Annotated in this window: 16 protein-coding genes; 7 read left to right on the plus strand and 9 right to left on the minus strand. The window is 61.1% G+C overall.

From position 1 onward, the window contains the following. Positions 1 to 5: 5 nt before the first annotated feature. A complete protein-coding gene (locus U5A57_RS08675) occupies positions 6 to 1292 on the minus strand; it encodes an MFS transporter (protein WP_321909932.1) in 1287 nt (428 codons plus the stop codon). 123 nt (positions 1293 to 1415) lie between these two features. Continuing rightward, positions 1416 to 2417 (minus strand): D-glycerate dehydrogenase, encoded by a 1002-nt coding sequence (locus U5A57_RS08680; RefSeq protein ID WP_321910402.1) that lies wholly within the window; start codon positions 2415 to 2417, stop codon positions 1416 to 1418. A gap of 119 nt (positions 2418 to 2536) precedes the next feature. Here U5A57_RS08680 and U5A57_RS08685 point away from each other — a divergent pair, with 119 nt between their 5' ends. The 5 genes from U5A57_RS08685 (at position 2537) to U5A57_RS08705 (ending at position 7710) form a co-directional block, all read left to right on the plus strand. Then, the gene (locus U5A57_RS08685; RefSeq protein WP_321909934.1) at positions 2537 to 4276 is read left to right on the plus strand and encodes an IlvD/Edd family dehydratase; all 1740 of its coding nucleotides are present in this window, start codon (positions 2537 to 2539) and stop codon (positions 4274 to 4276) included. 142 nt (positions 4277 to 4418) lie between these two features. Then, positions 4419 to 5156: a GntR family transcriptional regulator gene (locus U5A57_RS08690; protein WP_415765393.1), complete on the plus strand. Its 738-nt coding sequence runs from the start codon at positions 4419 to 4421 to the stop codon at positions 5154 to 5156. A gap of 84 nt (positions 5157 to 5240) precedes the next feature. Next, on the plus strand, positions 5241 to 6050 hold the full coding sequence (locus tag U5A57_RS08695; protein ID WP_321909935.1) for an NAD(P)-dependent oxidoreductase: 810 nt from the start codon (positions 5241 to 5243) through the stop codon (positions 6048 to 6050). Between the two features lie 78 nt (positions 6051 to 6128). After that, positions 6129 to 7205 carry a lactonase family protein gene (locus tag U5A57_RS08700; RefSeq protein WP_321909937.1) on the plus strand — a complete coding sequence of 359 codons (1077 nt, stop codon included), beginning with the start codon at positions 6129 to 6131 and terminating at the stop codon, positions 7203 to 7205. A 106-nt stretch (positions 7206 to 7311) separates the two neighbouring features. Further along, on the plus strand, positions 7312 to 7710 hold the full coding sequence (locus tag U5A57_RS08705) for a helix-turn-helix domain-containing protein (RefSeq protein ID WP_321909938.1): 399 nt from the start codon (positions 7312 to 7314) through the stop codon (positions 7708 to 7710). An 86-nt stretch (positions 7711 to 7796) separates the two neighbouring features. Here U5A57_RS08705 and U5A57_RS08710 read toward each other — a convergent pair whose 3' ends face one another. The 3 genes from U5A57_RS08710 to U5A57_RS08720 all read right to left on the minus strand — a co-directional run bounded on the left by U5A57_RS08710 (position 7797) and on the right by U5A57_RS08720 (position 11423). Beyond that, positions 7797 to 8942: a DUF3300 domain-containing protein gene (locus tag U5A57_RS08710; protein ID WP_321909940.1), complete on the minus strand. Its 1146-nt coding sequence runs from the start codon at positions 8940 to 8942 to the stop codon at positions 7797 to 7799. A 415-nt stretch (positions 8943 to 9357) separates the two neighbouring features. Further along, positions 9358 to 10755 (minus strand): heavy metal sensor histidine kinase, encoded by a 1398-nt coding sequence (locus U5A57_RS08715; protein ID WP_321910406.1) that lies wholly within the window; start codon positions 10753 to 10755, stop codon positions 9358 to 9360. Beyond that, entirely contained in the window at positions 10752 to 11423 is a 672-nt protein-coding gene (locus U5A57_RS08720; RefSeq protein WP_321909942.1) for a heavy metal response regulator transcription factor, read from the minus strand. Before U5A57_RS08720 ends, U5A57_RS08715 begins: the two co-directional genes overlap by 4 nt. Positions 11424 to 11721: 298 nt before the next feature. Between U5A57_RS08720 and U5A57_RS08725 the strand changes: the two genes are divergently transcribed. Together U5A57_RS08725 and U5A57_RS08730 are read left to right on the plus strand one after the other, a co-directional pair. Next, positions 11722 to 13200, plus strand: a complete 1479-nt coding sequence (locus U5A57_RS08725) for a catalase (RefSeq protein ID WP_415774593.1) — start codon at positions 11722 to 11724, stop codon at positions 13198 to 13200. A 79-nt stretch (positions 13201 to 13279) separates the two neighbouring features. Then, positions 13280 to 13933, plus strand: coding sequence for an ankyrin repeat domain-containing protein (locus U5A57_RS08730; protein WP_321909945.1), 654 nt, complete (start codon positions 13280 to 13282; stop codon positions 13931 to 13933). Between the two features lie 97 nt (positions 13934 to 14030). Here U5A57_RS08730 and ltaE read toward each other — a convergent pair whose 3' ends face one another. The 4 genes from ltaE to U5A57_RS08750 form a co-directional block, all read right to left on the minus strand. Continuing rightward, a complete protein-coding gene (gene ltaE / locus U5A57_RS08735; protein ID WP_321910407.1) occupies positions 14031 to 15035 on the minus strand; it encodes a low-specificity L-threonine aldolase in 1005 nt (334 codons plus the stop codon). Between the two features lie 91 nt (positions 15036 to 15126). Further along, positions 15127 to 16029, minus strand: coding sequence for an NAD(P)-dependent oxidoreductase (locus U5A57_RS08740; RefSeq protein WP_321909947.1), 903 nt, complete (start codon positions 16027 to 16029; stop codon positions 15127 to 15129). Between the two features lie 38 nt (positions 16030 to 16067). Then, positions 16068 to 17222 carry an iron-containing alcohol dehydrogenase gene (locus tag U5A57_RS08745; protein ID WP_321909949.1) on the minus strand — a complete coding sequence of 385 codons (1155 nt, stop codon included), beginning with the start codon at positions 17220 to 17222 and terminating at the stop codon, positions 16068 to 16070. A 68-nt stretch (positions 17223 to 17290) separates the two neighbouring features. Next, the gene (locus U5A57_RS08750) at positions 17291 to 17602 is read right to left on the minus strand and encodes an NIPSNAP family protein (RefSeq protein WP_321909951.1); all 312 of its coding nucleotides are present in this window, start codon (positions 17600 to 17602) and stop codon (positions 17291 to 17293) included. Positions 17603 to 17647 lie beyond the last annotated feature (45 nt).

Consider the following 17647-nt stretch of genomic DNA (forward strand, 5'->3'; position numbering starts at 1 on the left):
ATTCGTTACATCGTTGCGCCCGAGGTCGCCGAGCGCACGCTGGTGCGGCTGCGCACCACGAACGTCATGGCGAGCACGCCGATCAGATCGATCGTGGCGCCCAGTGCGAACCCGGTGCTATAACCGCCAAAATATTCGACCGCGAGGCCTGTGACCGTCGGACCGATAATTCCTGAGATATTCGCCATCAGATGCACGAAACCACTGACGCCGCCGAGATGCCGGCTCGGTACAAGCTCGTGGACCACCGCCCACACTGCCTGTGACGAAGCCGTAAGAAACAGCACCGCAGCCGCGACCAATGCGACAGCCGGCGCGGTGGAACTGACGAAGCTCACCGCCAGCATCGCGAGGCCAGAAAGCGCAAGCGGCAAGACCGCCGCGATCTTTCGCGCCAGCAACTTGTTGTCCATGCGCCGGAACAGCACGTCCGCAGCGAGGCCGCCGCCGAAATAGCCGATTGCGCCGCACGCCCAGGGAATCGCCGTCATCAAGCTCATCTGCGTAAGGTCGAGATGCAGCGCGTTCGTGAAGTAGCTCGGCAGCCACGAAATGAAGATGAAAAGCGTGTAGTTCACTGCGAAGAGACCGACGCCCAGTGCGAGCGTGCTTGGCCGAACCAGGTAGGCACGCAGCGGCAAGCCGTCGTCGCCTTCTTCGGCGGGATGCGCCGCGTTACGGCTGCGCTCGATGAGTTCGCGCTCCTGCACGCCAACACGCCGGCTCTGCGCAGGCGTGTCGGTGACGAACAACCGCCAGACGGCAATCCACAGGAAGCCCAGTAGCGCGACGATCACGAACGACACGCGCCAGCCGAAGGCGACCGCCACGAGCCCGACCAGCGGACCCGCCACCGCATTGCCGAAGGTTTGCCCGGAGAACGTAAAGCCGATCATGGTTGCGGTCTCGTCGCGCGGAAACCAGTTCGTGATTGCGCGGTTCGTGGTCGAATTCATCGGACCCTCGCCAAAACCGAAGAGCGCTCGCAGGATGAACAGAGAGACGAAACCCGTGGCGGCCACGGTCATGCCGCACAGCAGCGACCACGCTCCCATCGCCCACGAAAACACGCGTGTCGGTCCAAACCGGTCCGCGAGATGGCCACCGACGAACGAAAAGATCGAGTAGCCGAAGAAGAAGCTGCTGAAGATCACGCCAAGCTGCGACGGCGACAGGCTCAGGTCCTTGCTGATGATCGGTGCGACCACGCCCAGCGCCGCCCGGTCCATGTAGTTGATCATGCCCGCGGCGAACAACAGTCCCGCCACGGTGTATCGATACCTGCCACGCATCTGCGTCTCCATTTAATTCGGTTTACTAACTACTTTTCAAAAACCTGTATATTCAATTTCAAATTGATTGCGCCATTAACGCTTCAGCCTGAGGTCGTGAGCATCGCCACGACGCGGTGCTAATCACATGCAAACACCTCGTGCGCGCCGTAATTCCATGACCTGCGGATTGACGATCGTCGACACGTGGCGCCCCTCGAGCGCCGCAATCAGATTCTCCGCGGCGCGGCGCGCCATGGCTTCGCGTGTGGCGCGGGTTGCGGAGCCGATATGAGGGAGCGCAACGACGTTCGGCAGCGAATAGAGCGGCGAGTCTGCCGGCAGCGGCTCGCGCTCGAACACGTCGAGCCCGGCGCCGCGTATTTGCCCCGATTCCAGCGCAGCGATGAGCGCTGCTTCGTCGACAACCGGCCCTCGCGATGCATTGATCAGGATCGCGTCGGGCTTCATGAGTCCGAGCTCGCGCGCGCCAATCAGATGATGGGTTTCGCTCGACAGCGGCACCATCGTGCAAACGAAGTCGGATTGCGCCAGCAGCGCGTCGAGTTCGCAGCGTTGCGCTCCCCAGGCCGACTCGGCATGCGGGTCGGGCCGCCGCTTCGTGAAGAGAATGCGCATGCCAAAGCCCTGCGCGGCCCGCCGGGCCACCGCCGCGCCGATGCGGCCGAGCCCCACGATGCCGAGCGTGCGTCCGTGCACGTCCATGCCAAAGTAATGCTCGCTCACGCCGCCCCGCCACTCGCCTGCGCGGGCCCAGTTCGCGAGTTCGACCACGCGGCGCGCGCTCGAAAGCAACAGCGCGAACACGAGATCCGCCGTGGTTTCCGTCACCTCGTCGGGCGTGTTCGTGAGCACGACGCCCCGGCGCGTGAGCGCTTCGACGTCGAATGCGTCGTAGCCCGCGGAAATCGTCGAGGCCACTTCCAGCTCGGGCGCCGCGTCCAGCAGCGCCGCAGTGATCTTCAGGGTGTTGCCCATGATGCCGTGCGCCGAGCCCAGCGCCTGAACGAACTGCGGCCGATTCGCTTCGCTTACCTCATCGAATGCGGTCACGTCGAAGCGCGCACGCAGACTTTCGAGCACGTCCGCCGGCACCGGCCGATACAGCACAACACGCTTTCTCATCATGAATCATTCCCTTTCGAACTGGCTCCGGCACCGTGTGCCGGCAGGTGACTTGCAGCCCAATATAAAAGTAGATAAGATGGGCGTCAAGGATTATTGATAATCTCATCGATGACATTATGGACAAGAAATCTGTGCAATCCGGACTGAAAAAAGGGCTCACCAACTACGGTGACGAAGGCTTCTCGCTGTTCTTGCGCAAGGCCTTCATCAAGGGGGCGGGCTACACGGAAGACGCGCTGTCGCGGCCTATCGTCGGCATCGCGAACACGGGCAGCGGCTATAACCCGTGCCACGGCAACGCCCCGCAACTGATCGAGGCGGTCAAGCGTGGCGTGATGCTCGCGGGTGGCCTGCCCATCGAGTTTCCGACGATCTCGATCGCGGAGAGCTTCTCGCATCCGACGAGCATGTATTTGCGCAATCTGATGTCGATGGACACCGAAGAGATGATCCGCGCGCAGCCCATGGACGCGGTCGTGCTCATCGGCGGTTGCGACAAGACGGTGCCTGCTCAGCTGATGGGCGCAGCGGCGGCCGGCGTGCCAGCGATCCAGCTCGTCACGGGCGCCATGCTCACCGGCTCCCACCGCGGAGAGCGCGTGGGCGCCTGCACCGATTGCCGCCGGTTCTGGGCGCGATTCCGCGGCGAGGAAATCGACGCGCACGAAATCGACGAAGTCAACAACCAGCTCGTCCCGACGGTCGGCACCTGCTCGGTCATGGGCACGGCGAGCACGATGGCCTGCATTGCCGAGGCGCTTGGCATCATGCTGCCGGGCGGCGCAAGCGCGCCCGCCGTCACGGCGGATCGCATCCGCATCGCCGAGCGCACGGGCGCGACGGCGGTCGCCATGATCGGGCAACAGCTCACACCCGAGCGCATCCTCACGCCCGACGCCTTCGAAAACGCGTTGCGCGTGCTGCTCGCCATCGGCGGTTCGACCAACGGCATCATCCATCTCACGGCGATTGCCGGACGGCTAGGTGTGGAGATCGATCTCGGCGAAGTCGACCGCATGGCACGCGAAACACCGGTGCTTGTGGATCTGAAGCCATCGGGCAAACACTACATGGAGGACCTGCACAAGGCCGGCGGCCTCACTACGGTGCTGCGCGAAATCAGGCCGCTCCTGCACCTGGACACCCTCACGGTCACTGGCAGAACGCTCGGCGAAGAGCTCGATGCGGCGCCTGCAAGCTTCTCACAGGAGGTGGTGCGTCCGTTCGACAAGCCGATCTATCCGCAAGGCGGCGTTGCCGTGCTGCACGGCAACCTGGCGCCGGGCGGCGCGATCATCAAGCAGTCGGCGGCCAATCCCGCGTTGATGGAGCACGAGGCGCGCGCCGTGGTATTCGAGAACGCCGAGGACCTCGCCCGGCGCATCGACGATCCCGAACTCGATGTCGAGGCCGACGACGTGCTCGTGCTCAAGGGCATCGGCCCGATCGGCGCGCCGGGCATGCCGGAAGCGGGCTACATTCCGATCCCGAAAAAGCTCGCGAAGCTTGGCGTCAAGGACATGGTGCGCGTGTCGGACGGCCGCATGAGCGGTACGGCGGCGGGCACGATCGTGCTGCACGTGACGCCCGAGTCCGCGATCGGCGGCCCGCTTGCACTCGTCCAGAGCGGCGACCGGATCCGCCTGAGCGTCGCGAATCGCTCGATAGATGTGCTCGTGAGCGAGGAGGAACTCGCGCGGCGCGCGCAAAGTCTGGCGCCCCGCACGCAGGATCCGGCGGCGCGCGGCTACCGCAAGCTGTTCCTCACCTCGATCACGCAAGCGGACCAGGGCTGCGACTTCGACTTCCTCGCGGCGGCGGAAATGACGGCGAAAGTACCGAAACCACGGGGCTGAAGACGCAATGCGGCTCCACCACGGATTGCGCGGTGCGGCGCGCACAGCGGGTGCGCCGCACGCGAGAATCCGCGGGCAGAATTGCCGATATACTGCTCGCCTCCTGCGAGTTCACCCGGGTTCCGTAACCGAATCTGCCGACATGAAAAGCGTCTCCACTCCCCAGAAAACCCCCGTGCAAGCGCAGCCTGCCGTGCGCGACCGCGATATCGACATGAACGTTGCGCGCGTCTCCGACACGCTCGAAGAGGAAATCGTGCTTGGCGTGCTGCATCCGCGCGAACGGCTCGTGGAAGACGAACTGTGCGAGCGCTTCGCGCTCAAGCGGCACGTTGCGCGCCTCGTGCTCGCCGAGCTCGAGCAGCGCGGTCTCATCGAACGCCGCAAGAACGTGGGCGCGCTCGTGAAGTCGTACTCGCCGCGCGAAGTGATGGAACTGTATTCGGTTCGCGAAATACTCGAGACGAATGCGGCGCAACGCATCGCGCTGCCGGTCGCGCCTGAGCAACTGGCCGAGCTTGTCGAGATCCAGAAGGCGCACGATGCGGCAGCACAAGCCGGCAACCTCCGCGCCGTGTTCCGCGCGAATATGGATTTTCACCACGCACTGTTTGCGCTTTCCGACAATCAGGCGCTGACCGAGGCGATACGCGAGTACGAGCGGCGCACGCACCCCATTCGTTCGGCTTCGCTGCTTTTTCCGCACTACCTCGAAAAGGCACGCACCGAGCACCATGCAATGCTCGAAGCGTTGGCAGGCCAGGACCAGCTCAAGCTAGTCGAGCTTTGCCGTGAGCATCTGGTCCCCGCGCGCGACGCTTACCTCGAGGCCTATCACCGCCGCAACGCCGCTAACGTCGGCGCGAAAGAGAAGCAATAGGCCTCGCGGCAACCCATCTTCAAGTTTGCGTTGCACAGTAGACCTACGCAATCACAGCAACGCCATTGAATCAGGAGAGTTGATATGAAGCGAGTGTTAATTACCGGTGCGGCCGGGCACATCGGCCGCGTGTTGCGAGAGGGACTGAAGCGCCGCTACCCGCTCATCAGGCTCGCCGACATCGCAGCACAAGCGCCCGCGCAAGCCGGCGAGGAAGTCGTGAAGGTTGACATTACCGACCCCGCTCAGCTCGCGCATGCGATGGAAGGCATCGAGTGTGTCGTTCACCTCGCCGGCATTGCCGATGAAGACACGTGGGAGCGTATCCACCGGATGAATATTGAAGGCTGCTACAACGTCTTCGAAGCGGCACGCGTTGCTGGCGTGAAGCGCGTCATCTTTGCAAGCTCGAATCACGCAGTGGGATTTCACCGTCGCGACCGCATGATCGACGATCAGGTCACGCCCCGACCCGACAGCCGGTATGGCGTCTCGAAGGTTTTCGGCGAGGCGGTCGGACGACTCTATGCGGACAAGTACGGGCTTTCGGTCGCCTGTCTGCGCATTGGGTCGTTCCGCCCAGACGACAAACCCACCGCGCCGCGCCACCTCTACACCTGGATCAGCCATCGCGACACGGTCCAGCTGGTGCAGCGCGCAATCGATCACCCGGACTATCACTTCGTTGTCGCCTACGGTGTCTCCGACAACGCGCGCAATCGTTGGGACAATTCGAACGCGCGCTTGCTTGGCTACCAGCCTCAGGACGATGCAGAGCGCTATGCAAGCGAGATCGTCTCGACAGGCGCGAAGGAAGATGAGCGCGAAGCGCTCTTCCACGGAGGCTTCGGCTGTCTTGCGGAATTCGCTGGCCGGGTAGAAGAGATCGACTGATAGCGCACGAACGGATTCGCGCTATCTGCTGCTATCGGGTGGCTGCAGGCGGCCACCCACACATAGAGCGTCAAGAACATGCTGGAAAATTGCATCGCACTAGTCTCGAACTCCGAAGACGCCGACATTGCGACCTACGGGTTCGGCGCTTCAGCACCCTCCTTGCGCGCCGGCGAGCGGCATCGGGTCGGCGCTCACGTCATGCCGCTCGCGATAAGCGCCGGACGGCAAACCGTTTTCGCGGCTACGCGCGGCGCCGCGCCATCGCTCGTGAAATGCACGCTCGACTCGTTCGCCGGCCGTCTCACGACGGACTATCGGGTCGCGATCGATGCGAGCCTCGTTGCGCTCGCGCTCGACCGCACTGACCGCTTCTTGTTCGGCGCCGCATACGGCAGCCATGAAGTCGTCGTGTATAGCGTCGCACGCCTCGATCGCGGCGATCCGAAGCCGGTGCAAACACTACGCGGCGTGCGCAATGCACACTCGGTAGTCGTGACGGACGATAATCGCTTCGCCTATGTCACGTCGCTCGCAAACGACGAAATCCTGTGCTGCTCGATCGATGAGAACGCTGCACAACCGCTTGGCATGATCGAGACAGTCACGCTCGACCAAGGCTTCGGCCCGCGACATATGCGTCTTTCGCCGGACGGTAACTGGCTCTATGTCCTGAGCGAATTTCGCGCAACTGTGGCCGTGTTCCGGCGCATTGGCGATAGCGGAAAGCTGGTGCTGCACAGCGTATCTGCGCGACCGCATGCGCTCGCAGGCATGTTCGACGGCTTTGTCCGCCCTCCAGCTACCGACTCCCAACCCGACCCCGCAACGCTCACGTCGCTGATCTGGGCCGCCGACATTCACGTACGCCCCGACGGACAATACGTCTACATTTCGGAGCGCACGACAAACCGCATCTTTGCTTTGCATGTCACGCCCAATGGCGCACTCGAGCAAGCTGGCGACTTCGAAACGGAGACGCAACCACGTGGCTTCTCCATCGACCCTTCCGGCCGCTTTCTTCTCGTATGCGGAGAGAAGTCCACGCAAGTCTCGCTTTATGGCATCGATGCGAAGTCTGGCGCGCTGACACTGCACTCACGCACTCGCGGAGGAAGTGGCGCGAACTGGATTGAGATCGTACCTCGCGACTAGAACGCGACGCCGCGTACAACCGGCGAAACGCAATGGTGCGGAGATTTCTCGTACCAGCATGTTGTTCATGCCGTAGTGAACCCATGCATATAAAGGGCTGAAAGCTTTGCGATACGCCACGGAAACACATGGCCACGACACGCCTCTCGCGACTAGCGATCCCCGGCGGAAAGCTGACGATCTCGCGCGTGCGCTGATTGGCCAGATTGCCGACAAGTGGACCATTCTCGTGATCGATGCATTGGGCACGCGCGGCAAGATGCGCTTTTCAGAGCTGCGCGACGGCATTCCCGGAGTCAGCCCGAAAATGCTGACAAAGACCTTGCGCCAACTCGAGAGTGCCGGCCTCCTTTCACGCTACGTTCACCCGGTCATACCGCCACACGTCGACTACACGCTAACTCCGCTTGGCGGGAGTCTTCTGGAAGAGATCTGCGGAATCTGGGACTGGGTCGAAACGCACATGGAAGAACTCGAGCAGGCTCGACAACGATTCGCATCGTAGTCCTCTTTGATGCAAGGTTCGCCCGCGCGTTGAACTACCCGCGCGGGTGTGACCGCAACGATCTCACGGACTCGTTCACGATGGCACTATCCGCGCCCGCTTCCGCCATGCGCAGCCGCTCCCACATGCCCGCCCGCGAAGTGTCCCATGGCGCTCAAGCCTGAGCGCGCCGCGCCGAATCCCGCGTGGCCGAAGCCTGCCTGACCGACACCCCCGAAGCGGCCGAGGTCGCTCCCCAACATCGCGTGGGGTTGGACGCCTGCCTGCAATGGCGCCGAACGAACATGCGTGTCCGGCATCACGAAGGAGTCGCGCTGGGAGAACGCGCCATGCTCGCCAAAAGGACCATGCTGGGGATATGCGCCGTGCTCCGCGAATGATCCCTGCTGACGCAATGAATCCATGGGACGATTGAAACTGTCGCGGCTATGCAACTCATGCCCGGCGTCCGCGAGACTGCGATCGTGCCATACATATGGGCTGTGATCGTACGTCACTGTATGGCGATGCCAGTCCGGCCTCCAGTGATGCCAGCCCCATCCGTAGCCGCCAAAGTAACCCAGTGCGAATCCGCTGCCGAACACGATTCCCGGGCCGCCCAGGTAGAGGCTCGTGTACGGATACCAGCCCGGCCAGGCTGCCAACGGCGCACCATAGACGAGCGATGGGTCGTATTCGGGCACGTACACGACGTCGGGTGCAGCCGGCGCGATGCTGATCAGGTCGCCTTCGGACGTGACCGTTTGCTGTGCATTGGCCTGAAGGTTGCCCGCCGCCAGCGCCCGCTGACGCAACGCCTGTATGGCGGCCATCACCTGCTGAGGCTGGCTCAGGTACGCGTCACCAAGCGACGATGTCCAGACCACGTTCTCGTCCATATTGCTCAACACCGCCGGAAATTCGGTGAGCGCCTTGACGCTGGGATCCCAGTACTGCTGATCCACCTGAGCGGCCAGCGCGTCGCTTTTCAGTTGCGCATGCGCTTGCATCCAGCGGTTCGCCGAAACCACCTCCGCCAGGTGAGTTGCGGCTGCCAGGATCTGTGCGACCAGCGTATCGGGATAGAGCGCTATGGGCGCGACAAGCTGCTGCAACTCCTCGGGGCTGCGTTGTATCGCGGTGGATAGCGAATTCGGTGCCCCATTGTCCTGATCCGCAAATGCATGCCCCACTATTCCGAGGGCGATGCACGGAGATACGATCAATGACACGATTTGCTTAGGAAATTTCATCACATCTGTTCTCGAAATGCAGTCCGGTATGTCCATCATAGATGCGCGTCATGTCGGACAACTGAGTTTCCGATTACGATTCAGTCATCTGCTCCCTCACTCGTAGTGAGGGAAAAGGCACACAGGCGCTTTGACATGCAAGTTCTGATTCCCACAGGCTTCTCCCGCGTAATCGACCAGGACTCTCTTCGACGAATCATTGCGCGAGCGGGCACTCAGCGCGTGGGCTTCGCTCGCACACGCGCTCAGTGAAGTTGAAAGCATCAGAGCAAGCAGGAGTCGTTTCATGGCAGTGGTTGTTACTGGTAGCAAAAGTCATTTGCGGGGATCGGACACGTCTACGGCAACCATGGAATCTGCGCGATTCCATCAGCCACCGCCCGCCGCCTGAAACAACGTGAAGGCGCCGAAGGCCTTAGTGGTGCGATAGCACAGGAAAAAGAAGCGTAAACGTCGTAATGCCACCGCGACTCACGACATCAACCGCACCTCGATGCTGTTCCATGATCGACTTGACAATTGCGAGCCCAAGACCCATGTTCTTTGCAGACCCCTTGCGCGCGGCGTTGATGCGATAAAAGCGATCGAAGATCTTGCCGATATGCTCCGGCGCAATGCCAGGCCCCACGTTCGTCACGGCCACCGCAATGCAATCTCCAGATCGATAAGTGCGCAGCGCCACTTCGGACCCGGGTTCCGCATAGTTGAGCGCATTCGATACCAGGTTGCTGAGCGCACGTAAAAACAACGTTGGATCGGCACGCACGCTTTGTGCCCCCTGCGCAACGAAGCGGACGCCTTTGTTGTCGGCAACACCCTCGAAAAACGAGGTAAGCCTCGCAAACTCAGTTTCGCAATCGAGATCGGAGAGTCTCAGCGATTCCTTCGCATGCTCGGCTCGCGCGAGGAACAGCATCGTCTCGATCATGCGCTGTAGCCGCTCGCATTCTTCGATATTGGAGTCGATGAGTGTTTCGTATTCCTCGATCGTTCTTTCGCGCGACAAGGTAACCTGCGATGCGCTGATGATATTGGCTAGCGGCGTTCGCATATCGTGCGCGAGATCGGATGAAAACTGCGAGAGACGCGCGAACGCGCGCTCGAGCCTGTCGAGCATGCGGTTCACCGGCACCGCAATGTCGCGCAGTTCAACGGGACCGCCATCTATATCGAGCCGCTCCCCGAGGTTATGGGTCTCGATGCGCGAGATGCGACGGCCTATCGTCTTCACCGGCCTCAATCCTCGCCTGGCTATCAGATAGCCTAGCAGGCCCATCAGCACGGAACCCGCCAGCAACACGCCCCATACGTCGCCTTGATACTGACCAAGCAAGTCATTCCTTTCCGAAGCGCCGTGCGAGAGCAGCACGCGGATCTTCTCGCCTGAAGGCAACACGCTGTCGCCGTATACGCAACGCGCGGCACCTATGGATGGCGGACTGCACGACCAGGGCTCCCCTTGCCCGGGCGCGCCGGGGCCGGGCGACGTCAGGTGCTGCAAAGGGCGGCCGGAATCGGCTAGTACGTCGCCTTGACTATCCAGTATCGCGAACGTCATGGCAGGGTGCGAACGCATTTCGTCGCGAAAGAGATCACTCATGCGTGCCACCGCCGAGGTCGAACCGAACCCGTGCGCCTCGATGAGCAATTCGCGAAGTTTGACCGTAATCTCGTTATCGTCGTGCCGCCTGAGATCGCGCGACAACGCGTGGTAAAGCAGCCCGCCTGCGAGCGATAGCACGACGATCGCAACGGCGGTGAACGCGAAGCTTAGCCGCCGGAGCAGCGAGTATGCCCTTGTTTCGGCACTCATGGCCGCCATTCCATTACGTACCCCATGCCTCTCACGGTATGCAAGAGTTTGTTCCCGAAGGGATTGTCGATCTTCGCGCGCAGGCGTTTGATGGCGACGTCGACAACGTTTGTGTCGCTGTCGAAATTCATGTCCCATACTTGCGAAGTGACGAAAGTGCGCGTGAGTACCTCGCCTTTGCGTTCGGCGAAGAGCTTCAAGAGCGAGAACTCCTGCGCCGTCAATTCGATGCGCGCACTGCCGCGCCGAACTCGACGCTTCGCGAGATCGATCTCCAAGTCGCCTATCGTAAGGACAGTACCGACCGATTTCACCGGCCTTCGCAGCAACGCATGGATTCGGGCCAGGAGCTCCGCATACGCGAATGGCTTTGACAGATAGTCATCGGCACCTGACTCGAATCCGACAACCTTGTCTTCAACGGCATCACGCGCCGTCAGCAACAACACTGGCGTGCGCTTTTGCTCGCGCAAGCGTTTGAGTACTTCGAGGCCGTTAAGCTCAGGCAACATGACATCCAGAACGATCGCATCATAGTCCTCGTGCAACGCGAGAAATAGACCTTCTTTGCCTTCGAGTGCGACGTCGACGCGAAAGCTGGATTCCAGCAAGCCCTTGCGAAGGTAGGACGCCATCTTTGGCTCATCTTCGACGATCAGAATGCGCATGATAAGAACCCCTTTTGTCGACATCCGGCGTGACTGCCACAATGATCGAATTCTGCAATTATTTTTCCGACGGCAATCTGTCTCACGGATTACAAATTCGTCATTTTCGAGTGCATTTCATATTAGATGCATTCACAACTATCGCTGTCATTTCCATTTTCAATTGGACTCGAACTAGCAGCTTTCGTCTAATCGATCTGCGTTTTGAGTAGTCAACCGTTCAAGCCGGAGAGAAATCGAAATGTCAGTAAAAGCGAAGCAAATAGCAAAGGGCCTCATAGCAGCAACGTGTGCCGCGATGATGTCGACTCCTTACGCCGCGGATATGACGCGCGACAACGGATCACCGGTCGGCGACAATCAGAATTCACAGACTGCCGGCCCGGAAGGTCCAACGCTACTGCAAGACTCCCAGCTGATCGAGAAATTGCAGCGCTTCGATCGCGAACGCATTCCCGAGCGCGTCGTGCACGCGCGCGGCACCGGCGCATTCGGCGACTTCGTGAGCACTGCCGATATCAGTGACCTGACGATGGCGCAAGTGTTCAAGCCTGGCTCGAAAACACCGGTTTTTGTCCGTTTTTCTACGGTGATGGGCTATCGCGGTTCGCCTGAGCAGGCGCGCGATCCACGTGGCTTCGCGATCAAGTTCTACACGACCCAGGGCAACTGGGACATCGTGGGCATCAATTGGCCGATCTTCTTTATCCGCGACGCCATCAAGTTCCCCGACTTCGTCCACGCGAACAAACCAGGCGCGGTGACGGGCGTTCAGGATGCAAATCTCGCATTCGACTTCTTCGCGCATACGCCCGAAGCGACCAACATGCTCACGCATCTCTACACGGATGAAGGCATGCCTGATTCGTACCGCCATATGGACGGCTTTGGTGTGCATGCGTTCAAATTCGTCAACGCGCAGGGCCAGGTTAATTACGTGAAGTTTCACTTCAAGAGTGAGCAGGGCGTGCATGGCATTCGTCCTCAGGATATTCCCGGCTCGATCGGCGCGGACTGGAATCTCATGACCGACGACCTCTACAAAGCATTGAGAGCAGGCGACGATCCTAAGTGGGATCTCTATATCCAAGTGCTGAATCCACAGGACCTGTACAAGTTCGACTACGACGCGCTCGACGATACGAAGGTCTGGGACAACGTGCCTGAACGCAAGATCGGCACGCTCACGCTCAACCGCGTTCCGGACAACTACTTCGAGAGCACCGAAGAGTCCGCGTTCGCGCCTTCGCGCCTGGTGCCGGGCATCGAACCGTCTGAAGACCGCATGCTGCAGGGCCGCATGTTCGCCTATGCCGACACGCAGATGTACCGGCTCGGTCCGAATTTCAATAGCTTGCCGATCAATCGCCCGCGCGTGCAGGTTGTGAATAACAATCAGGACGGCATGATGAATTTCGGCGACCGCAAGGGCGAGGTGAACTATGAGCCGTCTACTCTGGGCGAAATCCCACAGGATCCGCGCTACAAATATGTGCAGACGCCCCTGTCCGGCACGACTCAGCAAATGGCGATCCATAAGACGCTCGATTTCCGCCAGGCGGGCGAGTATTACCGTACCCTGTCCGAGCAGGACAAGCAGGACCTCGTGACTGCGCTGTCCGGCGACCTCGATCACGTGACCAACGACGCGAACAAGTACACGATGCTCTCGTACTTCTATAAGGCCGATGCCGATTACGGCACACGTCTTGCAAGTGCAACGCATGCCGATTTGTCCCGCGTGAAATCGCTTGCCTCAAAACTTTCGGATAACTAACGAGCAGCGGGCAATGGCGGCCATCCGGCCGCCGGGCCAGCTTGCCGTGTTCTGCAAACTCTTGCGCAGGAGCGAGACGATGAAACGATTGCGCCCCGTCCTCTGGCGCGCACTTTGCGTAACTGCACTGGCTGGCGTGGCGGCCGCGGCTGCCGGTTGTGCGTCGAGCGCGCTGCCCGCAACTTTGGCCGTCAATGCGGGGGCGCAGCAGGATCTGCGCCGTTACGACGACGACTGGTTCGACGCGGCGCGCGCAGGCCGCGTCGACATTCTGCAGGGTCTCGTCGCGGCGGGCTATCCGATCGACGCCACGACCCGCGAAGGCTATACGGCGGTCATTCTCGCGGCCTACCGGCATCAAGGCGCCGCGCTCGACTATCTGCTGCACGCCGGAGCGAATCCGTGCATCGGCGACCAGCACGGCAACACCGCACTGATGGGCGTGATCTTCAAGGGCGATACCGCGCTGTCTGAACGCCTGATGAAAGCGCGCTGCCCGATCGACGAGACGAACAATGCCGGCGAAACGGCGCTTTCATTTGCGGCGCTGTTCGGACGGGCCAATCTCGTGCCGCAACTCGTTGCCCGAGGAGCAAATCCCGAACATGTCGACGCGCTCGGGAGAACTGCGCTGCAGGTCGCAGTCCAGCAAGGTAACGCGTCGACCATCGCAGCGCTCGAAAACGCCGGGGCGCAGCGCGTTGTTGACGCCACGCTATACAAGCAGCCTTGAAAGAGGTCTCACTTAACGCCACGGCGGCTCAATTGGGCCTGAACATGCAAACACACGCGTGCTTGCCGGACTGTGCCGCCGGCAGCACGCGAGGTCTTCAGCGCGCGAAATAGCCCTTCACGGCGTCGACAAACGTGTCGATATCGGCACGTGAGACGTCAAGGTGTGTGGCAAAGCGCGATGCGTACAGCATCTGCGTCAGGATCCCGCGCTCCTTGAGCCATATCTCGAGTGTCGCGCAGTGCGTCTCGGGGATTTGCACGAAGACCATGTTAGTCGCCTGCGACTGCACGCGCATCTCCTCGACTTCCGCCAGCTTGCGCGCAAGATACTCGGCGTTACTATGATCCTCGCCGAGGCGCTCGACATTGTGCTGCAGCGCATAAAGGCAGGCGGCCGCCAGCACGCCCGACTGGCGCATGCCGCCACCGAGCATCTTGCGCCAGCGACGCGCGCGTTCGATTAGCGCATTGCTGCCCACAAGCACCGAGCCAACCGGCGCTCCCAGTCCTTTCGAGAAGCAGATCGAGATTGAATCGAAGGGCGCGCCCAACTCCGCGAGAGGCCGTCCCGACGCGACGACCGCGTTGAACAAGCGCGCGCCGTCGAGGTGCGTAGCGAGCCCCCTGCTCTTCGCAAGCGCAGTGGCTTGCGTCACGTATTCCTGCGCAAGCACCTTGCCGCCAATCGTGTTCTCGAGCGCCAACAGCCGCGTTCGCGCGAAATGATTGTCGATCGGTTTGATCGCGGCGACCATCTTCTCGATGGGCAGCGTGCCATCGGCGGCATTTTCGATCGGCTGCGGCTGGATGCTGCCCAGCACCGCCGCCCCGCCGCCTTCGTACTTGTATGTGTGGGCCAGTTGGCCGACGATGTACTCATCGCCGCGCTCGCAATGCGCCATCAACGCGGCGAGATTGGCCTGCGTACCGCTCGGAAAGAACAGGCCCGCTTCCTTGCCGGAGCGTTCAGCGACAGCAGTTTGCAGGCGCAGGACAGTCGGGTCGTCGCCCCACACGTCGTCGCCAGTTTCGGCAGCACTCATGGCAGCCAGCATGGCCGGGCCGGGACGGGTGACGGTATCACTACGCAGGTCAATCATTTGAAATTTCCTCTGAATTATCGCAGCCGTTCGTCTCGAAACGCAGGGCAGCGGTGCCGCCGCCCTGTCGGGGCCAACGACCGTTGTGCGCTCAGCCGTCCTGGGGGAGACGGCCGAGCCCAGCGTCGAGCTGTGCGCAGAGTCCAACCGCAGCCCAGTCATGCTCCGCTCCATAGCCCTGCGCACGCAAGGTGACGAAGCGATCGTGAACAAGGTTGGCAAGGGGCATCGGGACACCGAGTGCCTCCGCGGCAGCCATGATCAGACGATTGTCTTTCTGACCGAGTGGCAGCGCGAAACCCGCTGGCTGAAATTGCCGTTTCGCGATCAGCGACCCGTAAATCCTGAACGCTGGCGAATTGAAGATCGTCGTGGTCAGCAACCCAACGAGGTGCGACGGTTCGATGCCAGCCTTGCCCGCAACCGCACACGCCTCCCCAAGCATTTCAATCACGCCCGACAGCATGAAGTTGCCAATCAGCTTCACCAGATTCGCGTGAGACGGGTCGGTGCCGACAATCCCCACCGACTGGCCGAGCTGATCGAGCAATGGCACCACGGCCTCCAGATGCTCGTCGGCGCCCGCCGCCATGATAAAAAGCGTTCGCGCCGCAGCCGCATCGGGCCGGCCGAACACAGGAGCCGAGACGAAGCCGAACCCTGCCTCGCGATGAAAATCGGCAGACTCGCGCGCTGCTGCGACGCTGATCGTGCTCATCGAGACATGCACTGCACCAGCCCGCATTCCCGAGACAATGCCTGTCTCGCCGCGAGTGACGGCGGTGAGCGCCGCATCGTCGGCCACCATGGAAAACACGACATCCGCCGAGTAAGCCGCCTGCGCAGGCGAGGCCGCGACGATGGCTCCGGCTTGACGCAATGGCTCGGCGCGTTCGGGACTCCTGTTATATACGTGCACCTCATGCCCGGATTCGAGGAGGTTCTTCGCAAGCGCGGAGCCCATCGATCCAAGGCCAATAAATCCAATTCTCATGACAATTCCAGTAATCGGTTAAACGATGGGTGGCACCTTTACACCGCGAGCTGGTAGACCCGTCGGCTTACGTCCGGTGTGATATCTCCGTGTTCTCCGAGCGCCGTCATGCCGTGCTCCATTAGCTTGGCGAGCAGGGGCTCGACCGAACTGCCGTCAATCTGGTAGTCGCTCAAGTGCGTCCTGACGGTCATGCGTTCGAAGAACTCCCGTGTCGCTTCAATCGCTGCGGTGATGCGGTCGTCCTCACTCCCGTCCCTGATATTCCAGACACGCTCCGCATACTGAAGCAGCTTGTACCGCTTCTCCTCCCTGCGTACTTCGAGCATGGCCGGCAGCACGATCGCCAGCGTTTGCGCGTGGTCGAGCCCGTGAAGCGCCGTGATTTCGTGACCCAGCATGTGCGTAGCCCAGTCCTGCGGTACGCCCGCCCCGATCAGACCATTCAGTGCCAATGTGGCCGCCCACATGGCATTGGCGCGCACGTCGTAGTCGTGAGGATTCGCCATCGCCTCGGGGCCCACCTCCGTCAGCGTGAGCAGCAGCCCTTCGGCAAAGCGGTCCTGCACCTTCGCTTGAACCGGATAGGTGAGGTATTGCTCGACGACGTGGACGAACGCATCCACCACGCCGTTCGCAATCTGCCTCGCGGGCAGCGAAAAGGTCGTCGTCGGGTCGAGCACTGAAAAGCGCGGATACGTCGCCTCGCTGCGAAACGGCAGCTTGTCCCCTTTCTCGCGATAGCTGATCACGCCTCCGTTGTTCATTTCGGAGCCGGTGGCCGGCAGCGTCAAGACACAGCCGAACGGCACCGCATCGCGTACCTGTACCTGCTTCGCAAGGATGTCCCAAGGCTCGCCGTCAAACTTGAGCGCTGCCGCAATGAACTTCGTTCCGTCGATCACCGAGCCGCCGCCCACCGCGAGCAGGAAATCGACCTTCTTTTCGCGGGCGAGCGCGACGGCTTTCATGAGTGTTTCGTACGTGGGGTTCGGCTCGATGCCTTCGAATACGAAGTACTTGCGCTCACCGAGTGCGCCTTCGACCTCCTCGAGGACGCCGTTGCGTTTGATGCTGCCGCCACCACTCGTAATCAGCACGATTGCGTCGCGCGCGATTTCCGCGTCGAGCGCAGCAATCTGGCCTTCGCCAAAAATGATTCTCGTTGGGTTGTGGTAAGTGAAATGTTCCATTGATTCAGTAATCCTTAAATCGATTTGACTGCTTTTACGCGCCGCGCGGCGATCTTGTCCCCGCCTGTTCACACGGCTGGGCTAAACGGCGCCGGCGTAAGAAACACCGACTCTTGATGCACGAGGTAAGGCAACATGCTCGGCGTAAATGCCAGCCACTCTGGATCGCATGCGAGCTTTGCACGTTGCTCGGCGCGATGCGCGTAGCTGTCGTAAGCCCAGCAGAACACAACCGAGTTCAGCGTGCCTGACTCCTTCGTCCAGCACCCTTGCAAGCGCGCATATAACGAAATGATGTGAAGTCCATTGCGTTCATAAAAGGTGAGAAATTCGGCGACCTTGCCAGGTACAATCTGGTATGTGCGCATTTCAACCAACATCCTTTCTTCTCCTGAAAGTCGCAAGCGGGCTGACCGATGCTTCAT

Origin of the sequence: Paraburkholderia sp. J11-2, from assembly GCF_905220185.1 — a bacterium.
In the GTDB taxonomy this organism is placed as follows: Bacteria; Pseudomonadota; Gammaproteobacteria; order Burkholderiales; family Burkholderiaceae; genus Paraburkholderia.

Bases quoted from the DNA above. Each gene is read 5' to 3' on its own strand.
- U5A57_RS08675 (WP_321909932.1), bottom strand. From the start codon at position 1,292: ATGCGTGGCAGGTATCGATACACCGTGGCGGGACTGTTGTTCGCCGCG.
- U5A57_RS08680 (WP_321910402.1), bottom strand. From the start codon at position 2,417: ATGAGAAAGCGTGTTGTGCTGTATCGGCCGGTGCCGGCGGACGTGCTC.
- U5A57_RS08685 (WP_321909934.1), top strand. From the start codon at position 2,537: ATGGACAAGAAATCTGTGCAATCCGGACTGAAAAAAGGGCTCACCAAC.
- U5A57_RS08690 (WP_415765393.1), top strand. From the start codon at position 4,419: ATGAAAAGCGTCTCCACTCCCCAGAAAACCCCCGTGCAAGCGCAGCCT.
- U5A57_RS08695 (WP_321909935.1), top strand. From the start codon at position 5,241: ATGAAGCGAGTGTTAATTACCGGTGCGGCCGGGCACATCGGCCGCGTG.
- U5A57_RS08700 (WP_321909937.1), top strand. From the start codon at position 6,129: ATGCTGGAAAATTGCATCGCACTAGTCTCGAACTCCGAAGACGCCGAC.
- U5A57_RS08710 (WP_321909940.1), bottom strand. From the start codon at position 8,942: ATGAAATTTCCTAAGCAAATCGTGTCATTGATCGTATCTCCGTGCATC.
- U5A57_RS08715 (WP_321910406.1), bottom strand. From the start codon at position 10,755: ATGAGTGCCGAAACAAGGGCATACTCGCTGCTCCGGCGGCTAAGCTTC.
- U5A57_RS08720 (WP_321909942.1), bottom strand. From the start codon at position 11,423: ATGCGCATTCTGATCGTCGAAGATGAGCCAAAGATGGCGTCCTACCTT.
- U5A57_RS08725 (WP_415774593.1), top strand. From the start codon at position 11,722: ATGATGTCGACTCCTTACGCCGCGGATATGACGCGCGACAACGGATCA.
- U5A57_RS08730 (WP_321909945.1), top strand. From the start codon at position 13,280: ATGAAACGATTGCGCCCCGTCCTCTGGCGCGCACTTTGCGTAACTGCA.
- ltaE (WP_321910407.1), bottom strand. From the start codon at position 15,035: ATGATTGACCTGCGTAGTGATACCGTCACCCGTCCCGGCCCGGCCATG.
- U5A57_RS08740 (WP_321909947.1), bottom strand. From the start codon at position 16,029: ATGAGAATTGGATTTATTGGCCTTGGATCGATGGGCTCCGCGCTTGCG.
- U5A57_RS08745 (WP_321909949.1), bottom strand. From the start codon at position 17,222: ATGGAACATTTCACTTACCACAACCCAACGAGAATCATTTTTGGCGAA.
- U5A57_RS08750 (WP_321909951.1), bottom strand. From the start codon at position 17,602: ATGTTGGTTGAAATGCGCACATACCAGATTGTACCTGGCAAGGTCGCC.